19 protein-coding genes are annotated in these 20,452 nt (G+C 68.8%); 18 read left to right on the forward strand and 1 reads right to left on the reverse strand.

The genetic code is table 11. The features are described 5' to 3' along the window. The first annotated feature begins 66 nt into the window (after positions 1-66). From EV640_RS07305 to galK, 4 genes are read left to right on the forward strand one after another with little or no spacing between them, the layout of a single operon-like run. Positions 67-906 (forward strand): DeoR/GlpR family DNA-binding transcription regulator, encoded by an 840-nt coding sequence (locus tag EV640_RS07305; RefSeq protein WP_036473863.1) that lies wholly within the window; start codon positions 67-69, stop codon positions 904-906. Beyond that, positions 903-2,123 carry a galactose-1-phosphate uridylyltransferase gene (gene galT, locus EV640_RS07310; protein WP_235180936.1) on the forward strand — a complete coding sequence of 407 codons (1,221 nt, stop codon included), beginning with the start codon at positions 903-905 and terminating at the stop codon, positions 2,121-2,123. The genes EV640_RS07305 and galT overlap by 4 nt, the downstream gene beginning before the upstream one ends. Continuing rightward, positions 2,120-3,118 (forward strand): UDP-glucose 4-epimerase GalE, encoded by a 999-nt coding sequence (gene galE / locus EV640_RS07315; protein WP_051500855.1) that lies wholly within the window; start codon positions 2,120-2,122, stop codon positions 3,116-3,118. Before galT ends, galE begins: the two co-directional genes overlap by 4 nt. After that, complete coding sequence (galK, locus tag EV640_RS07320) at positions 3,115-4,323, forward strand: galactokinase (protein WP_133726163.1); 1,209 nt, start codon at positions 3,115-3,117, stop codon at positions 4,321-4,323. The genes galE and galK overlap by 4 nt, the downstream gene beginning before the upstream one ends. 72 nt (positions 4,324-4,395) lie before the next feature. Here galK and EV640_RS07325 read toward each other — a convergent pair whose 3' ends face one another. Next, positions 4,396-5,610 (reverse strand): heparan-alpha-glucosaminide N-acetyltransferase domain-containing protein, encoded by a 1,215-nt coding sequence (locus EV640_RS07325; protein WP_133726164.1) that lies wholly within the window; start codon positions 5,608-5,610, stop codon positions 4,396-4,398. Between the two features lie 218 nt (positions 5,611-5,828). Here EV640_RS07325 and EV640_RS07330 point away from each other — a divergent pair, with 218 nt between their 5' ends. From EV640_RS07330 to EV640_RS13850, 14 genes are all read left to right on the forward strand, one after another. After that, entirely contained in the window at positions 5,829-6,653 is an 825-nt protein-coding gene (locus EV640_RS07330) for a DUF4397 domain-containing protein (RefSeq protein ID WP_036475179.1), read from the forward strand. 1 nt (position 6,654) lies between these two features. Further along, entirely contained in the window at positions 6,655-7,374 is a 720-nt protein-coding gene (locus EV640_RS07335) for a sortase domain-containing protein (protein ID WP_133726165.1), read from the forward strand. A gap of 79 nt (positions 7,375-7,453) precedes the next feature. Next, entirely contained in the window at positions 7,454-7,966 is a 513-nt protein-coding gene (locus EV640_RS07340; RefSeq protein WP_243832259.1) for an RNA polymerase sigma factor, read from the forward strand. Then, positions 7,959-8,858 (forward strand): anti-sigma factor, encoded by a 900-nt coding sequence (locus EV640_RS07345; RefSeq protein WP_051501108.1) that lies wholly within the window; start codon positions 7,959-7,961, stop codon positions 8,856-8,858. Before EV640_RS07340 ends, EV640_RS07345 begins: the two co-directional genes overlap by 8 nt. Before the next feature lie 65 nt (positions 8,859-8,923). Beyond that, positions 8,924-9,886, forward strand: coding sequence for a 4-hydroxy-tetrahydrodipicolinate synthase (dapA, locus tag EV640_RS07350; RefSeq protein WP_036475177.1), 963 nt, complete (start codon positions 8,924-8,926; stop codon positions 9,884-9,886). A gap of 97 nt (positions 9,887-9,983) precedes the next feature. Beyond that, complete coding sequence (locus EV640_RS07355; RefSeq protein ID WP_036475175.1) at positions 9,984-11,666, forward strand: ribonuclease J; 1,683 nt, start codon at positions 9,984-9,986, stop codon at positions 11,664-11,666. Positions 11,667-11,833: 167 nt separating this feature from the next. Next, a complete protein-coding gene (locus EV640_RS07360) occupies positions 11,834-15,190 on the forward strand; it encodes an FtsK/SpoIIIE family DNA translocase (RefSeq protein WP_133726166.1) in 3,357 nt (1,118 codons plus the stop codon). A gap of 7 nt (positions 15,191-15,197) precedes the next feature. Then, positions 15,198-15,890: a CDP-diacylglycerol--glycerol-3-phosphate 3-phosphatidyltransferase gene (gene pgsA, locus EV640_RS07365; RefSeq protein WP_051501099.1), complete on the forward strand. Its 693-nt coding sequence runs from the start codon at positions 15,198-15,200 to the stop codon at positions 15,888-15,890. After that, complete coding sequence (locus EV640_RS07370) at positions 15,883-16,596, forward strand: CinA family protein (RefSeq protein ID WP_200869310.1); 714 nt, start codon at positions 15,883-15,885, stop codon at positions 16,594-16,596. The genes pgsA and EV640_RS07370 overlap by 8 nt, the downstream gene beginning before the upstream one ends. 94 nt (positions 16,597-16,690) lie before the next feature. Further along, entirely contained in the window at positions 16,691-17,137 is a 447-nt protein-coding gene (locus EV640_RS07375; protein ID WP_036475055.1) for a helix-turn-helix domain-containing protein, read from the forward strand. A 148-nt stretch (positions 17,138-17,285) separates the two neighbouring features. Next, positions 17,286-17,870 carry a MarR family winged helix-turn-helix transcriptional regulator gene (locus EV640_RS07380; protein ID WP_133726167.1) on the forward strand — a complete coding sequence of 195 codons (585 nt, stop codon included), beginning with the start codon at positions 17,286-17,288 and terminating at the stop codon, positions 17,868-17,870. Then, positions 17,867-18,085 carry a DUF3046 domain-containing protein gene (locus tag EV640_RS07385; protein ID WP_036475052.1) on the forward strand — a complete coding sequence of 73 codons (219 nt, stop codon included), beginning with the start codon at positions 17,867-17,869 and terminating at the stop codon, positions 18,083-18,085. The genes EV640_RS07380 and EV640_RS07385 overlap by 4 nt, the downstream gene beginning before the upstream one ends. A 221-nt stretch (positions 18,086-18,306) precedes the next feature. After that, positions 18,307-19,350, forward strand: coding sequence for a recombinase RecA (gene recA, locus EV640_RS07390; RefSeq protein ID WP_036475049.1), 1,044 nt, complete (start codon positions 18,307-18,309; stop codon positions 19,348-19,350). A 12-nt stretch (positions 19,351-19,362) separates the two neighbouring features. Continuing rightward, positions 19,363-20,442 carry a regulatory protein RecX gene (locus tag EV640_RS13850; RefSeq protein ID WP_235181006.1) on the forward strand — a complete coding sequence of 360 codons (1,080 nt, stop codon included), beginning with the start codon at positions 19,363-19,365 and terminating at the stop codon, positions 20,440-20,442. Positions 20,443-20,452: the final 10 nt, after the last annotated feature.

A 20,452-nucleotide genomic window follows, 5' to 3' on the forward strand; every position in this document is an offset into this window, starting at 1 on the left:
GAGTGTTGGAAAGTGTGTACTTGTGTTTGAATATGAGTGACAGGTCGACGCGACAGGGGGAAGTCCATGCTGGCAGCCCAGCGCCGCACCGGGATCGTCTCACTGCTCGACGCCTCGGGGGCGGTGAGCGTCAGTGAACTCGCCGCACGCTTCGAGGTCTCGGACATGACCATCCGCCGGGACCTGGACCACCTTGCCGCCCACGGACTGATCGCCAAGGTCCACGGCGGGGCCGTGACCCCGGACGGGTCCTCCACCGGCTTCTCCGCGCGACGCACCGAAGAGCCGGGTTTTCAAGCGAAGTCCGCCCAGTCCCGGGCCGAGAAGCAGGCCATCGCCGCGGCCGCCGCGCTTCTGGTGCAGCCGGGGATGTCCATCGGCCTCTCCGCCGGCACGACCACCTGGGCGCTTGCCCACCAGCTGCGCGGGATCGCCGAGCTCACCGTGGTCACCAACTCCCCGCGCATCGCGGAGATCTTCCACCGCCGCGCCGATCAGGCGCTGGTCGACGGGGCGGCCACAGACCAGACGGTCATCCTCACCGGGGGCGTGCGCACGCCCTCGGATGCTCTGGTCGGCCCGATCGCGAACCAGGCGCTGCGATCCCTGCACCTGGACCTGGTCTTCCTCGGCGCCCACGGCTTCGCGCTGGATGCCGGATACACCACGCCGAATCTGGAGGAGGCTGAGACCAACCGCACCTGGCTGGGGACCGCACCGCGCGCCGTCGCGCTGGCCGATCACAGCAAATGGAACACCACCGCGCTGGGCACCTTCGCCGAGCTGGAGCAGATCCCCACGCTGATCACCGATACCGGGCTCGAGGATGCCGCGGCCGAGGCGCTGCGCGAGCGGCTCGAGTCGCTGATCCTCGCTGAGCCCACCGAGACCAGGAGTCCCCGATGACCACCACCGACAGCGCAGCGCAGCGACCCTCCTGCGAGGTGCCGGCTGCCGCCCCCGGCATGCCGGCGGCGCAGCGCACCCGCGCCCAGCTCGCCGACGGCCGGGAGATCTTCTTCTTCGACGATGCGCCCCGCCGACGCACCGTCCAGGACCGTCGCGAGATCTCCCGTCCGGTGGGCGGAAACGAGATGCGCTATGACCCGCTGCTGCGTGAATGGGTGGCCATCGCCGCCGCCCGGCAGCACCGCACCCACCTGCCCGCCACCGAGGAATGTCCGCTGTGCCCCTCCACCCCGGAGCGCGCCACCGAGGTCCCACAGGACCAGTACGACGTCGTGGTCTTCGAGAACCGGTTCCCCTCCTTCCGCGGCGACATCCCGATCCCGGAGGACCTGCTGAGCACGACGACGGCGGCGCAGGAGACCGCCGGGCTGCGCCAGCCCGGCTCCGGCCGGTGCGAGGTGGTCTGCTTCACCGATCAGCACAGCTCCGCGCTGGCACAGGTCAGCCTCAGGCGGATGCGCACGGTGCTGGACGCCTGGGCGGACCGCACCGCCGCGATGCTCGCCGAGCCCGGCGTCGAACAGGTCTACTGCTTCGAGAACCGCGGCGAGGAGATCGGGGTGACGCTGAACCACCCGCACGGGCAGATCTACGGCTACCCCTTCATCACCCCGCGCACCCGCACCCTGCTGGACTCCGCCGCGGACTTCCGCGCTCGCCGGGGCGCCGATCTCTTCACCGAGATCCTGGCCGGCGAGGTCGCCGACGGTCGCCGGATCGTGGCGCGCACCGAACACTGGACCGCGTTCGTCCCAGCCTGGGCGCGCTGGCCGGTGGAGCTTCACATCTACCCGCACCGCGCGGTCCAGCGGCTGCCCGAGCTCACCGACGCCGAACGCGACGATTTCGCCGCGCTCTACCTGGACCTGCTGCGCCGCGGCGATGCACTCTTCGACGGGCCCCTGCCCTATATCTCCGGCTGGCAGCAGGCTCCGGCCTCGGCCGAACCAGGACTGATGCGGCTGCACCTGCAGCTGTTCTCGATCCGCCGGGCGCAGAACAAGTTGAAGTACCTGGCAGGCTCCGAATCCGGCATGGGCGTGTTCATCAATGACATCGCCCCGGAAGAGACGGCACGCCGACTGGTGGCGATCGGGCCGCAGACGGCAGAATCAGGGTCGGCAACACCCACAGACACAGAGGAGACACGATGAAGCTGCTGGTCACCGGCGGTGCCGGGTATATCGGATCCGTGGTGGTCCAGCGGCTGCTCGCCGAGGGCCACACCGTGGAGGTCCTGGACAACCTCAGCACGGGCCACGCCGACTCGGTCCTGGACGGGGCGCGCTGGCACCAGGCCGAGCTGCTCGAGGTCGGTCAGATCCTGGACGCCAGCTTCGACGGCGTGGTCCACCTGGCCGCGCGTTCCCTGGTGGGGGAGTCGGTGAGCCACCCGGAGCGCTACTGGCACGGCAACATCGTGGCCACCCTGGCGCTGCTCGACGCGATGCGCTCCGCAGGGGTCCGCCGACTGGTGTTCTCCTCCACCGCCGCGGTCTACGGCGAGCCGGCAGGGGCCAGCATCGCCGAATCCGATCCGACGATGCCGACCAACCCCTACGGCGCCTCGAAGCTGGCCATCGATCACATGCTCACCGCCGAGGCCCGTGCCCACGGCCTGGCCGCGATCAGCCTGCGCTACTTCAACGTGGCCGGGGCCTCGGGAGACCTGCGCGAGCGCCACGACCCGGAGACCCACCTGATCCCGAACCTGCTCAAGGTCGCCGCCGGGGAGAAGGAGTCGGCCAGCATCTTCGGCACCGACTATCCCACCGAGGACGGCACCGCGGTGCGTGACTACATCCACGTGCTCGACCTCGCCGAGGCGCACCTGCGGGCGTTGGCGGCCGCAGAGCCGGGGGCCCATGAGATCTACAACCTCGGCACCGGCACCGGCACCTCGGTGCGCCAGGTGATCGACGCCGTCCGCGAGGTCACCGGCGCGGAGGTCCCTGCGGTGGAGGAGCCCCGCCGCGCCGGAGACCCGGCGGTGCTGGTCGCCTCCGGCGCCCGCGCGCTGAAACGTCTGGGCTGGAGCCCCACCAGAGATGTCCGCGATATGGTCGCCGACGCCTGGGCCGCACTGGGACACGAGGTCAGGACCCCGAACCCGAGTACCCGTCCCCAGGCCTCAGGAGACCCGGCATGAGCCCCGGGCGCGATGGGCGCGAGGGGCGCGATGCGCTCGAAGGGCTCGCCGAGCGTTTCCACGCCGTCTATGGCAGGCCCGCCGCCGGGATCTGGGCTGCCCCCGGCCGAGTCAACCTGATCGGGGAGCACACCGACTACAACGGTGGCTACGTGCTGCCCTTCGCGCTGCCCCAGGTCAGCGAGGTGGCCGCCGCGGCCCGTGAGGACCGCATGGTCCATGTGCGCTCGCTGCTCAACGGTGAGACCGCAGAGTTCAGCCTGGACGGACTGGCTCCGGGCGTCGTCGAAGGCTGGGCCAGCTATGCCGCCGGGGTGCTCTGGTCCCTGGAGCAGGCCGGGCACCGGCTTCCCGGCATGGATCTGCTCGTCGACTCCAACGTCCCCGTGGGCGCCGGACTCTCCTCCTCCGCCGCCCTGGAATGCTCGGTGGCGCTGGCCGCCACCGAGATCGCCGGCGTCGTGCTGCCCGCCGCAGAGCTGGCCCGGCTGGCTCAGCACGCGGAGAACGACTTCGTGGGCATGCCCTGCGGGATCATGGACCAGATGACGGCGGTCGCGGCCGAGGCCGAGCATGCGCTGCTGCTGGACACCCGGAGCATGAGCACGGAACAGGTCCCGTTCACCCTGGCCCAGGACGATCTGGCGCTGCTGGTCCTGGACTCCCGCGCCGAGCACCGACTGGTGGACGGGGAGTACGCCGCCCGCCGAGCCCAGTGCGAGGCCGGCTCAAGAATGCTGGGGGTCACGAGTCTGCGCGAGCTCACCGACGACGACGTCGCGCCCGAGGATCTGCCGGCACGGCTCACCGATGAGGTCACCCTGCGTCGGGTCCGGCACGTGCTCACCGAGAACGCGCGGGTGCTCGCGGCCCGGGAGGCGCTGCGCACCGGGGCCTACGCCCAGCTCGGCGAGATCCTCTCCGCCGCCCACGCCTCCGCGCGGGACGATTTCGAGATCACCGTGGAGGAGACCGACACGATGGTGGAGACGCTGCTCAGGCTGCCGGCCTCGGGCGACGTGGCGCCCGCGCTGGGCGCCCGGCAGGTGGGCGGCGGCTTCGGCGGCTGCGTGATCGCGCTGATCCACGCGGACTCCTTCGACGGGCTGCTCGCCGCGGTGCAGGAGAACGCCCGCCGTCGCGGCTTCACCGAGCCCACCGGCTTCCTCGCCCGCGCCTGCCCCGGAGCCCGACGCCTCGCCTGAGCGTCCTCCCAGCCCAGCACCACGTCAGGGCAGCGCCCCAGCCCCGCACCCCGGCAGGGCAGCGCCGAGGCCCTAGCGGCCGGCGGCGGCGTTGCCCGCCGCGTGGGCCAGGGCCTCGAGCGGGCCGCGGCGGCGCAGGACGAAGCGCAGCAGACCCGCACCCAGGGCGCCGATGACCAGCAGCATCAGCATCTGAGCCGGGGAATACTCGGTGAGGAAGGTCAGGAAGTCCGGCACCTGAGTGCCGCGCCAGAAGTGGAGCACCACCAGGTGGGCCACGTAGAGGGTCAGCGGCATCGCGCCTGCCCCGATCAGCGGAGCCAGCAGCCAGCGCAGCTTCTCTGCGGCGAGCAGGCATACGCCCAGCACCAGCATCGAGGTGCCGATGGTGTGGATCAGATCCATCGTGGAGCCCTGATGCGGAATCGCGAGCAGGAACCACAGATCCTCATTGACCAGGGGGATCTGATAGGTGCCCACCAGAAGCTCGGCGCGCATCTCGGCGCTGGACCAGCCGTAGCGCGCGGCGAGCTCGGGGATCAGCGTGGACTGCCAGAGCATCCACAGGTGCACCGCATAGCTGAGCACTGCCAGCCCCAGCCCGATTCCGGCCAGCTTCAGCGCGACGGGGGCCCGCTGCAGCTGCAGCCGACCGATCGCCATGCCGGTGAAGAGGTAGGCCGGCCAGAGCAGCAACGGGTAGTACCCGGTCAGCGCCAGGTCCATGCCCAGCACGGCGGGATTCGCCAGGTCGGCGAACCCGGGGGAGTGCCACAGCCGCCACATGTCGGGGAATCCCTCCCAGGAGCTGCGCAGATCATTGTGCAGCCACCAGAACGCCACCGGTGCCGCCGCCACCCAGGCGCCGGCCAGGGCGAACAGCGGCACCGCGCCCAGGCGCAGGAACGGCAGCGCGAGCAGGAAGAGCAGGCCGTAGTGCACCAGGATGATGGCCACCCCGGAGTTCAGCGCGGCCACCATCAGTCCGATCACCACCACGATCAGCGCACGCACTGCGATGGCCTTGCGGTCACCGGCGAGCTGTGCCCCGGAGTGAGCCCGGCCGGCGCCGCCGCTGAGCAGCGAGAGTCCCACGCCGGCCAGCATCGCGAACAGCGCCGAGGGACGCCCGGTGAAGAGCAGGCCGGCCCAGCTGGCGTCGTGTCCGGGCTCGGAGATGGTGGGCAGCACGTGGACGGTCATCATGCCCAGCAGCGCGAGGCCGCGGGCGGCATCGACTCCCGAGATGCGCCGCAGACGTGAGGAGGTGGGGCCGGCTTTGATCACCGTATGTACGTTACTGCCTCGCCCACCCAACCGAAGTCGAGACTCGTCGGGAGCAGCTCACCGGGCATTTCTCGGGCAGCTCAGCGGGCACCTCCCGGGAGCACTTGAAAAAATCTTCGCATCCGGCGCAACCTTTTCCCGGCCCCGGCGGTAGTACTGATGTGAGCACAAAAAGTGATCACCATCACTGCCTTCAGGCACCCTGAAAGGACATCGCCATGCGCAAGTCACTTCCACTCGCCACCACCGCGCTCGTCGGAATGGCCATCGCGGCCACCGCAGTCCCCGCCTACGCCGCCGAGGAGGGCGCAGCCTCAGCCCAGCTCTCGGTGCTGCATGCCGTGCCAGATCTCCCCGTGGACGTCTACGTCAACGGCGAACTGACCCTAGATGACTTCAACCCCGGTGATCTCGCCGGGCCGCTGGAACTGCCGGGCGGCGACTATGAGATCGCGATCACCGCCGCCGACGCCGCCGATGCCTCGGATCCGGTCCTCGGCCCCGTGGACGTCTCTCTGGAGAGCGGCGGAAACTACACCGCTGCCGCCCACCTCGATGCCGACGGCAACCCGACCGTGACCGCCTTCGGCAACGACACCTCCGAGCTCGCAGCCGGTGAGGGCCGACTCACGGTGCGCCACGTGGCCGCCGCCCCGGCCGTCGACGTCTTGGCCAACGGCGAGGTGGCCGTCGAGTCGCTGTCGAACCCGGATGAGGCCTCACTCGACCTGCCTGCCGGCACGCTCGAGGCCGCCGTGACCCTGGCCGGCGAGTCTGACCCGGTCATCGGCCCGGCCGACGTCGACGTCGCCGAAGGCGTGAACACGATCGTCTACGCCTGGGGCTCTGCCGCGGACGGCAACCTGGCGCTCGCCACCCAGACCGTGGACGCCACGCACTCCTCACCAGACGGCGTGCCCACCGGCAACTTCGAGGTCGTCGCCGGCCAGTCCACCGCCGGCTGGGTCGCCGGCATCGGCGTGCTGGCTCTGATCGGCGTCGGCACCGTGGCGATGGGCGCTCGCGCCAAGAGCCGCGTCTGAGATGAACAACCACCGTCGTCGCCTGCGGGCGGGTCACTCCGCCGGCCTGGCCCTCGTGCTCAGCGCTGCTCTGGTCGCAACAGGGTGCGCCACCTCAGCTGCGGAGCGCCCCGAGAGTCAGGCGGCGACGGTCTCGGCCTCCGGAGAATCCCAGGAGCCTTCGGCGTCTTCCCCTTCGCCGGAGGCCCCTGGGTCTCCGGAGGCCACCCCATCGGTTCCGAGTCCCGGATCCATCCCGGTCCAGCCTGCCGATCAGGGGCAACAGGAGCCCACCCCTGAGCCCGCGCAGCTGCTCTACCCGGGCATCGATGCGGATATCCCGGTGGAGCCGCGCGGCGTCGCCGAGGATGGTCAGATGGACATCCCCGACGACGCCGCCCAGGCTGCCTGGTATGAATACGGCAAGGCCCCGGCCGATCAGGTCGGGACCACCGTCATCTCCGCCCACGCCGGTTCCCAGGAGACCCCCGTCGGGCCGCTCTACGCACTGAAGGACTCCCGGCCAGGCGAGGAGGTCACGGTCCTTGACGAAGCCGGCGTGGCGCATCACTATGAAGTCACACAGGTGGAGCAGCTCGGCAAGGACGGACTGGACTTCGCTCCGTACTTCGAGCGGACCGGGAAGCACCGTCTAGTGCTGATCACCTGTGGGGGTCAGTGGATCGACGAGCGCGGCAGCTATGCAGACAACATCATTGTGGTCGCTGAACCCCTCGACTGAGCAGGCGAGCGCCCCGGCTGCACGGACCTCGCCCCTGCCCTCCGACGAAGGAGAAGCCCTGGATCAGCAGCCTCTTGCGATGCGCTTCGCGGCCGGGGAACCCGCAGCCATGCATGACCTCTATCGGCAGCACGCGAGCTTCGTGTTCTCGCTGTGCATGGCGGCGCTGCGGCATCGTCAGGACGCAGAGGATGCGACCCAGCAGGTGTTCACCCGCGCCTGGCGCTCGCGGGAGAGCTATGACCCCACCCAGCCGACCGGTGCCTGGCTCACCGGGATCACCCGCCGGGTGATCGCTGACGTGTTCGCGCGGCGGGAGCGAGATCTGCAGACCGCCGAGGCCGGGGCCGATGTGATGGCACGCAACGGCCCGACACAGCCGACCGACGCTGTGGTCGATCGAGTCGTGGTCCAGCAGAGCCTGCGGCAGCTGGGTCCGCCGCAGGATGAGATAATTCGCCTGGCCTATTCCGAGGACCTTCCGCTCAGAACCATCGCGGAACGCCTGGAGATGCCGCTCGGCACCGTGAAATCCCACGTCCACCGGGGCCTGGCGCGTATGAGAGAGAGTCTGGAGGTGCATAGTGACTGAGCAGATCCCACCGCGGAACGTTTCCAGCTCCGATGGGCACCTCACAGACGAGCACCTGGCGATCCTGGCCGACCCCCGACTCGGCCGCACCGAGACGACCGCCGAGCAGGCGCACCAGCCACCGCCCTTCGCGCAGCGTGAGCACCTCACACTCTGTGGACCCTGCCGCGCGGCGTTCGAGGCCACCGAACGTGCCCTGGAGGCGCTGCGTGATCCCGCCGCGCTGCACGATCCCCCCGCCGAGCTCTGGGACCGGATCGCCGCCGGGATCGCCGCGATCTCGGAAGAGACCCGCGTCCCTGGCCAGAGCGCCTCGGACCGAGACCGGCCGATGGACGACCACCCGGCGCGAGACCGCCCGATGGCCTCGGTCACCGAGCTGGGTCCCCGGCAGCGCCGGCGGGCCGGCACCGAGGAGCGCCCTCCTCGCCGGCTCTGGATTCCGCTGGCGGCAGCCGCCGCGGGCGCCGTGCTCGGCGGTGCGGCCGTGGCAGCGCTGCTGGCCCAGAACGACGCCGCGGAGGTCCAGGCCCCCGTGGCCGTGACCACCGTGGTCGGCGACGCCACCCTGGAACCGGTGGCCGCAGAGGACTTCACCGGCCGCGCCGAAATGGTCGAGACCGAGGCCGGGGACCTGGAGCTCACCGTGGAGATCTCAGCCGCCCCGGACCCCGAGGCCGGATACTTCGAGGTCTGGCTGCGCGACGCGGAGGGGACCCAGCTGATCTCGCTGGGCTCCGCCACCGCCGGGGCCACCACCTTCACCGTCCCGGCTGGCATCGACCTGAGTCAGTATCCCGTGGTCGACGTCTCGCACGAACACTTCGACGGCGACCCCACCCACAGCGGCACCACCCTGGGCGCCGGGCCCATGGAGGATCCAGACAGCTGACCCCGCGTCCAGGTTCCCGCCCGTCGCTGGCCCCCGGGCGGGACCCAGGCGGTAGGCTGTTGCCCATGGCAAGCGACAACGAGCCCACACACGAATTCGATCCGCACCTCACCGAGGGGCAGGTCCAGCACCCGGATCAGACCGACCCGTTCTTCGGGCACCTGATCACGGCGATGGTCACGCCGTTCACCCCGGATGACAAGATCGATTTCGACGCCTTCGAGGCGCTCGCCGTGCGACTCGTGGATGAGGGCAACGACTCCCTGGTGGTCTCCGGCACCACGGGGGAGACCTCCACGCTGGAGGACCACGAGAAGGAGTCCCTGGTCCGCGCCGCGAAGTCCGCCGTCGGGGACCGCGCCAAGGTCATCGCCGGCACCGCCACCAACCACACCGATCACGACCTGCTGATGGCCAAGCGTGCCGAGCGCGCCGGCGCCGACGGCCAGCTGGTGGTCACCCCGTATTACAACAAGCCCAGCCAGGACGGCGTCTTCGCGCACTTCACCGCGGTGGCCAACGCAGCGGACCTGCCGCTGATGATCTACGACATCCCCGGACGCACGGGCATCCCGATCGCCACCGAGACGATCCTCAAGCTCTCCGAGCACCCGCACATCATGTCGCTCAAGGACGCCAAGAACGACATCACCGCCACCACCGAGGTGCTGACCAAGACCGACCTCGAGGTCTACTCCGGCGATGACCAGAACGTGCTCGCCTGGATGGCCATGGGCGCCGCCGGCGTCGTCTCGGTCACCGCCCACGTGGCCTCCCCGACCTTCCGCCGGATGATCGACGCGGTGCTGAACTATGAGCTGCGCGAGGCCCGCATCGCGCACGGCGAGCTCGGCCCGGTCATCCGCGCGATGATGACCCGCGTCCAGGGCGCGGTCTCCTGCAAGCAGGTGCTCAACTGGCTCGGCACCGGCATGCACCCCGGCGTCCGCCTGCCCCTGGTGCAGGCCAATGAACTCGAGAAGCAACTGATCATCGCCGACCTGCGCGAGGCAGGCTGGCAGCTCTGAGCGACCCGTCCGAAGCATGGGCGGGCAGCAGGAGCACAGCACACCACCACTACACAATTGAGGTCCCCACCGGGATCTCTCGAGGAGGAATCTCACCTTGGCAGCACAGCGCCTCATCACTCCACCGAAACTACGCCGCGGCACCCTGCGCACGGTCGCCCTGGGCGGCCTGGGGGAGGTCGGGCGCAACATGACGGTCTTCGAGATCGGCGGCAAGCTGCTGATCGTCGACTGCGGCGTGCTGTTCCCCGAAGAGGAACAGCCCGGCGTGGACCTGATCCTTCCTGACTTCAGCTATATCGAGAACCGTCTCGACGACGTCGTCGGCCTGGTGCTCACCCACGGCCACGAGGACCACATCGGCGCCGTCCCGTACCTGTTGCGCAAGAAGCCCGACATCCCGCTGATCGGTTCCACATTGACCCTGGCCTTCATCGAGGCCAAGCTCACCGAGCACCGGATCAAGCCCTACACCCTCGAGGTGAAGGAGGGCGACGTCGAGGACTTCGGTCCCTTCCAGTGTGAGTTCGTCGCGGTCAACCACTCCATCCCGGACGCGCTGGCGGTGTTCATCCGCACCGAGGCCGGTTCGGTGCTGCACACCGGTGACTTCAAGATGGACCAGCTTCCCCTGGACGGGCGGATCACCGACCTGCGCCACTTCGCGAAGCTCGGCGAAGAGGGCGTGGACCTGTTCCTCACCGACTCCACCAACGCCGACGTTCCCGGCTTCACCACTCCGGAGAAGGAGATCGGTCCGACCCTGGACCAGCTCTTCGGCACCTCCAACCGGCGGATCATCGTCGCCTCCTTCTCCTCCCACGTGCACCGCGTGCAACAGGTGCTCAACGCCGCCCATGCGCACAACCGCAAGGTGGCCTTCGTGGGCCGCTCGATGGTGCGCAATATGGGCATCGCCTCGAAGCTGGGCTTCCTGGACGTGCCCGAGGGCATCCTGGTGGACATGAAGAAGGTGGACAACTACCCCGACTCCGAGGTGGTGCTGATGTCCACCGGTTCGCAGGGCGAGCCGATGGCGGCGCTCTCGCGGATGGCCAACGGCGACCACCCGATCCAGGTGGGTCAGGGCGACACCGTGATCCTGGCCTCCTCGCTGATCCCCGGCAACGAGAACGCGGTGTTCCGCGTGATCAACGGGCTGCTCAAGCTCGGCACCGACGTGATCCACAAGGGCACCGCGAAGGTCCACGTCTCCGGGCACGCCTCCGCCGGCGAGCTGCTCTACTGCTACAACATCGTCAAGCCCAAGAACGTGATGCCGGTCCACGGCGAGACCCGCCACCTGATCGCCAACGGCAAGCTCGCCGAGGACACCGGGGTCCCCAGCGACCGGGTGATCCTCGCCGACGACGGCACCGTGGTGGACCTGCACCAGGGTGTGGCGCAGATCGTGGGTCAGGTCGAGTGCGGCTACGTCTACGTGGACGGCTCCTCCATCGGTGAGATCACCGACAACGACCTCAAGGACCGTCGAGTCCTGGGCGAAGAGGGCTTCATCTCCGTGGTCGTGGTGGTCAACCGGCAGACCGGCAAGATCATCTCCGGGCCCGACATCCACGCCCGCGGCGTGGCCGAGGAGGATCAGGTCTTCAAGGACATCAAGCCCAAGATCTCCCGCGCGCTCACCGAGGCGATCCAGGACAACAAGGAGCACACCACGCATCAGCTGCAGCAGATCGTGCGTCGCACCATGGGCTCCTGGGTGGCGCGCAAGCTGCGCCGCAAGCCGATGATCGTCCCGGTGGTCGTCGAGACCTGATCCCACGCGGATCCGGTCCACCCGCCTCATCACGCCGCTGGGCCTCGCATTGCGCGGGGCCCAGCGGCGTATCCGGGCCCCGCAGCCTCTCCTAGGCCAGGGCCTGACCCGGGTGAAAGGTGTGCCGATCGGTGACCGGACCCGGCATCGAGGGTAGGTTAGCTTCCATGGCGACACGTACTTCCCCCGCTCGAGCCGCCAGCACCAAAGGAAGCAAGACCTCCAAGAGTGCATCCGGCCGCGCGACGACGTCGAAGAATTCCTCCAACCCACCAGCAGAGGCCCCTCGCGGGAACCTGCTGGCCTCCGCCGCGCGCGGCTTCTGGCTGGCCCTGGCCACGCCTGTGGCCTCCGCCGTGCGCGGGATCGGGCGGCAGGTGAAGGTTCATCCCGATGATCGCCGCGACGGCGCCGGGCTGGTGTTCTTCCTGCTCGCGCTGCTCACCGCGGTGGTCGACTGGTGGGGGGCTCGAGCCCTGGATCACTGGGCACTGAACCTGGTGCACACCTCCACGGCAGGGACCTTCGGCTGGGCCTCGGTGATCCTTCCGCTGATCCTGTTCATCGCCGCGGTGCGCTACTTCCGCGCACCCCAGGACCATTCCAGCAACGCCCGAATCGCCGCTGGGAGCGCCATCATCCTGGTCGCCTCCGCCGGCGTGGTGCACCTGGCCAACGGCCTGCCCAGCATCAATGAGGCCTTCACCGTCGGCGAGGACGGCAGCTTCACCGCGCTTCTGAACTCCGGGGGAGTCATCGGCTACCTGGTCAGCGTCCCGCTGGCCTCTCTGGTGACCGTCTACCCGGTCTGGGCGCTGCTGATCCTCGCACTGCTCTCCGGCCTGCTGGTCCTCACCGACACCCCGCTGCGCCGGGTGCCCGACCGGGTCGCCGTCGCCAAGAGCTTCCTCGTCGGTGAGCGCCGCGAGCCGCTGGAAGATCCGAACCTGCCCAGCGGCGGTGCTGCCCAGCAGCCCGCACCGGCGCAGAAGACCGGCTCGAAGGCCGGGTCGAGGTCTGCGGCCGTCTCATCGCCCGCCGCACCGTCCAACTCCGAGGACGACGCCGCGGCACGCCCGCGCCGCGCCGCGCGCCACGCCGAGGACGGCTCCGCCGAGGGCCACACCAAGAAGTCTCTGCTCTCGAAGATCATGGGTTCCAAGCAGGACACCGAGGACTCCGACACCGAGTCCTTCGGCCACGAGGACCCCGAGGCGAGGCGCGCCACCGAGGGAGCCTACGAGGACCCGGTGCTCGAGGAGTCCGAGACCTCCAGCTCCCCGGCCGTGCCGGCCGGGGTGCGTCGCCCCACCGCCCAGGAGCGCGCCATCCAGCGTGCCCGCGAGAAGGCCGCCCCCGCCGCTGCAGCTGCCGCGGCTCCTGCCGTGCCGCCGTCGAGCGTTCCGTCCTCCGCCGCTCTCAAGCGCAACCCCGACCCCGAGGCACCAGCCCCGGCCGCCGCCATGCCGGTGCGCTCCGAGCAGCTCACCCTCGGTGGCGACGTCACCTACACCCTGCCCGAACAGGGACTGCTGCCCTCGGGCCCGCCGGCGAAGGAACACACCGCCGCCAATGATGAGATCGTCCATGCGCTGAACCAGACCTTCCAGCAGTTCAAGGTCGAGGCGCAGGTCACCGGGTTCTCCCGCGGTCCCACCGTCACCCGCTACGAGGTGGAGCTGGTCCCGGGCACCAAGGTGGAGAAGGTCACCGGTCTGGAGAAGAACATCTCCCTGGCCGTGGCCTCCAATGAGGTCCGGATCCTTTCCCCGATCCCCGGCAAATCAGCCATCGGCATCGAGATCCCGAACAAGGACAAGGAAGTCGTCGCCCTGGGCGACGTGCTGCGCTCCAACGCGGCCCGCAAGACCGAGCACCCGATGGTCATGGGTGTCGGCAAGGATGTGGAGGGCGGGTTCGTCGTCGCCAACCTGGCGAAGATGCCGCACCTGCTCGTCGCAGGCGCCACCGGTGCGGGCAAGTCCGCGTTCGTGAACTCCATGGTCACCTCGATCCTGATGCGTGCCACCCCCGATGAGGTGCGCCTGGTCATGGTGGACCCCAAGCGGGTGGAGCTCACCGCCTACGAAGGTGTCCCGCACCTGGTCACCCCGATCATCACCGACGCCAAGAAGGCCGCCGAGGCGCTGCAGTGGGTGGTCAAGGAGATGGACAACCGCTACGACGACCTCGCCCACTTCGGCTATAAGCATGTCGATGACTTCAACAAGGCCGTGCGCAACGGCGCGATCCAGCTGCCCCCGGACTCCAAGCGCGACCTGCGCCCCTATCCCTACCTGCTGGTGATCGTCGACGAGCTCGCCGACCTGATGATGGTGGCCCCGCGCGACGTCGAAGACTCGATCGTGCGCATCACCCAGCTCGCCCGAGCCGCCGGCATCCACCTGGTGCTGGCCACCCAGCGTCCCTCGGTCAATGTGGTCACCGGCCTGATCAAGGCGAACATCCCTTCCCGGATGGCGTTCGCTACCTCCTCCTCCACCGACTCTCGCGTGGTGCTGGACTCGGTGGGTGCCGAGAAGCTGCTCGGACAGGGCGACGCCCTGTTCCTGCCCGCCGGCCGGCCCAACCCGATGCGCGTGCAGGGGGCCTGGGTCAACGACTCCGAGGTTCACGCCGTGGTCGAGCACGTGAAGTCTCAGCTCAAGGCTCAGTACCGCGAAGACGTGGTGCCCGAGAAGGTCGCCAAGAAGATCGACGAGGACATCGGCGACGATCTCGATGTGCTCCTGCAGGCCACCGAACTCGTGGTCACCACGCAGTTTGGCTCCACCTCGATGCTCCAGCGCAAGCTGCGCGTCGGCTTCGCCAAGGCCGGTCGCCTGATGGACCTCATGGAATCCCGCGGCGTGGTCAGCGCGTCCGAGGGCTCCAAGGCCCGTGACGTGCTGGTCGCCCCGGAGGAGCTTCCCGGCCTGCTGGCCATGATGCGCGGCGAGGAGCCGCGTGCGGCGGCACCCAGCGAGGACGCCCCAGAGGCCTATGACAACACCGGCATCGAATACGAGCCGGGCCAGTCGGTGCAGACCGCGCCGAGCGGCATCATCGGCGGCGCAGCTCAAGGTGCTCCCACCGCCCCGAGTCCCGCGCCGGCCGCAGGGCCCGGCTCTGCGGCTCCCGGCTACACGGCGGTCTCATCGGGCTCTGCGGTCTCGGGTCCCTCTGCCCCTTCTGGCTATTCGCCGGTCTCGCCGGTCTCGGCGCTGTCGGCGGACTCAGCACCGGACCCGGTGGACCACCCCGCCACCCAGCCCACCCAGGTTCAGCAGGTCCAGCCGCGCGAGGTCGAGGACTACACCTCGCGGCGCGGCGCGGAGCCCACGCAGACCGCACCCACCCAGGCCGTCGGTCAGCGCCAGGTCAGCCGGGCCTCGCTCTCCAGCGCCGATCTGATCGCCCGCGATCTCGCCGAACGCACCGCAGCCCTGCCCGAGGCGAGGGACTATCATGACGGGCACGACTCCACGTCCGGCGAGGACATGTGGGAACTGACCGGACGCTGAGAGACTCATGACTGACACACCGCGTGAACCAGCCGCACAGACCGGGCCACCGGCTGAACCGCCGCTGCTCAACATCGCCAACATCCTGACCATGGTCCGCATCGCGCTGGTCCCGGTCTTCATCTGGCTCCTGGTGCTCGACGCTCAGGGAGAGGTGTTCGGCGGCTCCGGGGAGGCCACCAACGGCGGCTGGCGCTGGGCCGCTGCCGGGGTCTTCGCCCTTGCGGTGCTCACTGACAAGATCGACGGCGATCTCGCGCGGTCTCGGAATCTGGTCACCGACTTCGGCAAGATCGCCGATCCGATCGCCGACAAGCTGCTGATCGGTGCGGGCCTGGTCATGCTTTCGCTGCTCGGGGAGCTGCCCTGGTGGGTGACCCTGGTGATCCTGGCTCGCGAGCTCGGTGTCACCGTGCTGCGCATGGTCGTGATCCGCTATGGCGTGATGCCGGCCTCCCGCGGCGGCAAGCTCAAGACCGTGCTGCAGTCCGCAGGCCTGCTGCTGATGCTGCTGCCGCTGGTGATCATCGCCACTTGGCTCGCCGACGTCGCCTTCTGGATCATGATCCTTGCCCTGGTCGTCACCGTGGTCACCGGAGTGGACTATCTGATCTCCGCGATCAGGATGCGCCGCCGAGTGCGGGCTGAGCGTGCCGCCCCGCCATCGGCCGATCCACTCCTGGACCGCGATCATGACTGATTTCTCCCAAGAGCCCGGCGCGGTGTCTGGCGCGGTGTCTGGCTCGGCGTCTGACTCGGTGTCTGAGGCGGCGTCTGGCAAGGTGTCCGGCCACGCCGGGGAGGTGGCGCGCGCCGCCGAGCGCCGGACCGAGCCGCGCACCGTCATCCAGAGCCTGGGTCACCGCGACCTCACGCTGGCCACCGCCGAGTCGCTGACCGCCGGTGGCCTGTCTTCCCGGATCGCCGAGGTGCCCGGCACCTCGGTGGCGCTGCTGGGCGGCGTGGTCGCCTATTCCAGCGCCGTAAAGCGTAATGTTCTCGACGTCGACGCGCAGCTTCTCCAGGACCGCGGAGCCGTGGACCCGGACGTCGCGGCCGCCATGGCGCGCGGCGTCGCGTCCGTGACCGGCGCCGATATCGGCATCGCCACGACCGGTGTGGCCGGCCCCGAGGCGCATGAGGGCAAGGACGTCGGAACCGTGTACCTGGGTCTGGCCTGCAGAAAGACCTCTGCCCAGCGGCTTGGACTGAGTCTGCCCGCCGGCGCTGAACCCGCCGCGGCAGGGCTGAGCCCCGAAGCGGCCCAGACCTGGCTCTCCGGCTCCCTGCTGCTGGATCTCCACGGTGACCGCGGGGAGATCCGAGCCGCCTCGGTAGAGGGGGCATTGAAGCTCGTCGAAGACTTCTTGCTGACCGAACCGCACGGCATCGGGGATCGGGACTAGAGTAGGAAAGCAGGCACCTTCAGCCGTCCCGGGAAGAAAACACCTGCGAAGACCGTTGATGACAGGTGGAACATACCGAAAGAGGAGTGAGTCCATGGTGAGACAACCAGTCACCGTCAACGGCGTGACCCGTTGGAAAGATATGGACGTCGACGGCGTCGCCACGACCCAGCCGCGAGAATCCAAGGGCGTGGTCCTGCGTCAAGAGATCGGTGACGTCCTGCGCAGCATTCGTCAGGCCGAGGGCCGCACCCTGCGCGATGTCTCCCACGATGCGCGGGTGTCCCTGGGATACCTCTCCGAGGTGGAGCGCGGGCAGAAGGAAGCCTCTTCGGAGCTGCTGGCCTCGATCTGCTCGGCGCTCGAGGTGCCCCTGTCCACGATGCTCTCCCAGGTCGCAGAGCGCATCGCCACCGCCGAGGGTCTCCACGTCCCCGACACCGTACCTACCGAGTTCCAGCGCGAGTTCGGCGGCGGCGTCGTCCCGGACCGTGTGCCGGACGCACTGACCCGAGAAGAACTCGCCCGCAGCGGGTCCTGAAGACTCCACCGACGGAGCCGCGCGGATCCGCCCGGCATGAGCGAGCAGCGAAGCGTCTGACGCGAAGCGGTGAGCGAGCAGGCCGGGATTCAGCATCGGGGGGCTGCCCTATAGGGCGGCCCTCCTCTGCTGTCTTAGACTGTTGCTCATGGAAAGTTTTGATCGACGCGCGAAGGTCCACGAGCTGGAGCAGGAGTTCAACCGACTCTTCGTCCGGCGACGATTCAACGCCCTGCAGCTGGCGCGGCAGATCGACTCGGAGATCGAGCCGGCATCCTATTCCGTGCTCGCCACGCTCCAGCAGATGGGGCCGCAGCGGATGACCGCGATCGCCCGGCACCTGGGGATCGGCAAGCCCACGCTCTCGCGGCAGCTCAGCACGTTGGAGAACCGCGGCTTCGTCGAGAAGGCCACCGACCCCGCAGACGGGCGGGCCCAGATGGTCTCGCTCACCGAGGAGGGCCGCGCCCGCCTGGAGTCTGCGCAGGCAGACCGAGCCGAGCGGTACCTGCAGATGCTCACCCCCTGGCAGGAGCTGGAGATCCAGACGCTCTCAAAGCTGCTGGCCAAGCTGAACCAGGCCTACACCGAATTCGACGCCGAGCAGGACCCCGCGCTCGCCCAGGGCTCGGAGATCCCGGCAGCCGTGAGCCTGGCCGGGCTCGACCGGTCCTCGGACGGTTCAGCCGCGCCCCATGGGGCCCAGGACAGCACAGACAAGAGGGTTTCGTGAGAGAAAGTCGATTCTGGTTCCTCATGGAGGGCGAGTTCGGACCGAACTACGCCCACGTGCTCGCCGACTCGCTGGTGCTGAGCCAGTATCAGCTGACGGTGAAGTCCGCTCTGCAGGCCGGAGTGAGCCCTCGCGACGTCTGGGACGCCGTGTGTGACCAACAGGATGTCCCCGCTGATCGGCGGCTCGGACGAGACATCGTGCCCAAGAGCTGAGCCGGACCCCGGAGGCGGGGCGGGCGCAGCGAGGACCCGGTCGGACACGCCGGGCGGTAGTCGAAGATATGTTCGATTCGATGCGCTAGAGTTTTCCCCAGAGGGCCCATGCTGCGGAGTCGATCCGGTTGGATGCACATCGTCTGCCCGTGCACGAGGGCATGTCAGAGGGTCCGCCTAATCTGGCACCACATACATACAACGAGTCATCGAGGTGAATCATGGCAGTCAGCAAAGATCGTGAGAAGGCGCTTGAAGCAGCGCTGGCACAGATCGACAAGCAGTACGGCAAGGGTTCGGTCATGCGTCTGGGTGATGAGACTCGAGCGCCCATCGAGACCATCCCGACCTCCTCGATCGCCATGGACGCCGCCCTCGGCATCGGCGGCTTCCCCCGCGGCCGTGTCGTAGAGATCTATGGCCCCGAGTCCTCCGGCAAGACGACCGTGGCCCTGCACGCAGTGGCCAACGCCCAGAAGATGGGCGGAATCGCGGCCTTCATCGACGCCGAGCACGCCCTGGACCCGGTGTACGCCCAGAAGCTGGGCGTGGACACCGACGCGCTTCTGGTCTCCCAGCCGGACACCGGCGAGCAGGCGCTGGAGATCATGGACATGCTGGTCTCCTCCGGCTCGATCGACATCGTCGTGATCGACTCCGTCGCCGCGCTGGTGCCGCGCGCCGAGATCGAGGGTGAGATGGGCGACTCCCACGTGGGTCTCCAGGCTCGCCTGATGTCGCAGGCGCTGCGCAAGATCGCCGGCCGGCTCTCGCAGACCAAGACCACCGCGATCTTCATCAACCAGCTGCGCGAGAAGATCGGAGTCTTCTTCGGTTCCCCGGAGACCACCTCCGGCGGCAAGGCGCTGAAGTTCTATGCCTCGGTCCGCGTGGACGTGCGCCGCATCGAGACCCTCAAGGAGGGGACCAACGCGGTGGGCAACCGGACCCGCGCCAAGATCGTGAAGAACAAGATGGCCCCGCCGTTCAAGCAGGCCGAGTTCGACATCATCTACGGCGAAGGCATCTCCCGCGAGGGTGGCCTGATCGACGTGGGCGTGGAGAACGGCCTGGTGAAGAAGTCCGGCGCATGGTTCACCTATGACGGGGACCAGCTGGGCCAGGGCAAGGAGAAGGCGCGCACCTTCCTCAAGGACAACCCCGATCTTGCTGATGAGATCGAGCGTCGCATTCGAGAGAAGCTCGGTCTGCTCGCCCCACTGGAAGAAGAGGGTGGACCCGCGCTAAAGGCCGTCGACGCCTGATAGGAGGCGACTATGGGTGATCAGCAGCAGAGGATCGAAGCGCTGCGGGCTGCCATGACGAGCATCCAGGAGCGGGACCCGGACGCCCCGGTTCCCGACTTCCTGGTGGTGGACACCTCGGTGTCCGTCGCGCCGGTCGAGGTCAAACCTGCTCAGGCCCAGCCCACCGGAGCCAGCTCGGATCAGTCGGGCTCGGGAGCCGCTGCAGGCGCTGACTCCGATCCTGCCGCCTCTGGGGTCGTCGGTGAATCTGGTGAGACTGAATCTGATGAGGATGAATCCACCGACGAGGAGTTCCTCGATCTTGAATCAGGTGACCTCGAGTTCGTGGCCTCCGCCGAGGCACGTCCTCTCATAGAGCCGGAGAAGCTCTCGGAGGACCCCGTCTCGTTCTCGGCGGGAGAGTCCGTCACAACCGAGCTCCAGGCCGAGCCTCGGACGGGGACCGGGGTTGGGCCTGAGGCTGAGACTGGGCCCGAGGCTGACGCGGAGGCGGAGGCGGAGCCCCCCGTCGAGGCTGACGCGGAGACGGAGCCCCCCGCAGAGGCGGAGCCTGAGTCGCCCGCGGACGGGATGGCCGCACTTCGACCCGAGGAGCAGTACGAGAAGGCCCGCGCGGTCGTGCTGCGCCGACTCACGGGCTCCCCTAAGTCACGGCACCAGCTCGCCGTGGCGCTGAAGGAGAAGGAGTTCAGCCCAGATGTGATCAGTCGGGTGCTGGATCGGATGGAAGAGGTCCATCTGGTCAATGACACCGATTTCGCCCGGACCTGGGTCAGGGGTCGTCATGAGCTGAAGAATCTCGGCAAGTCTGCGCTGCGGCGGGAACTGCGCGAGAAGGGCATCAGCGAGCTGGTGGCCCAGGATGCGCTGGAGCAGATCAGCGCCGAGGATGAGGGTGCTGCGGCACGGGAACTCGTCCGACGCAAGCTCCAGGGCAAACCCGTGCCCACCGGCCCCAGCCCGGAGGAGCGCGCTGAACGGGACAAGGTCACCCGGAGATTGGTCTCGATGCTGGCCCGCCGAGGTCACTCCCCAGGGGCGGCGTTCCAGATCGTCCGAGAGATGATCCAGGAGCATTCGGGCGAGTAGAATCCACTGC

The sequence above is a fragment of the Nesterenkonia aurantiaca genome, assembly GCF_004364585.1.
GTDB lineage: Bacteria > Actinomycetota > Actinomycetes > Actinomycetales > Micrococcaceae > Nesterenkonia > Nesterenkonia aurantiaca.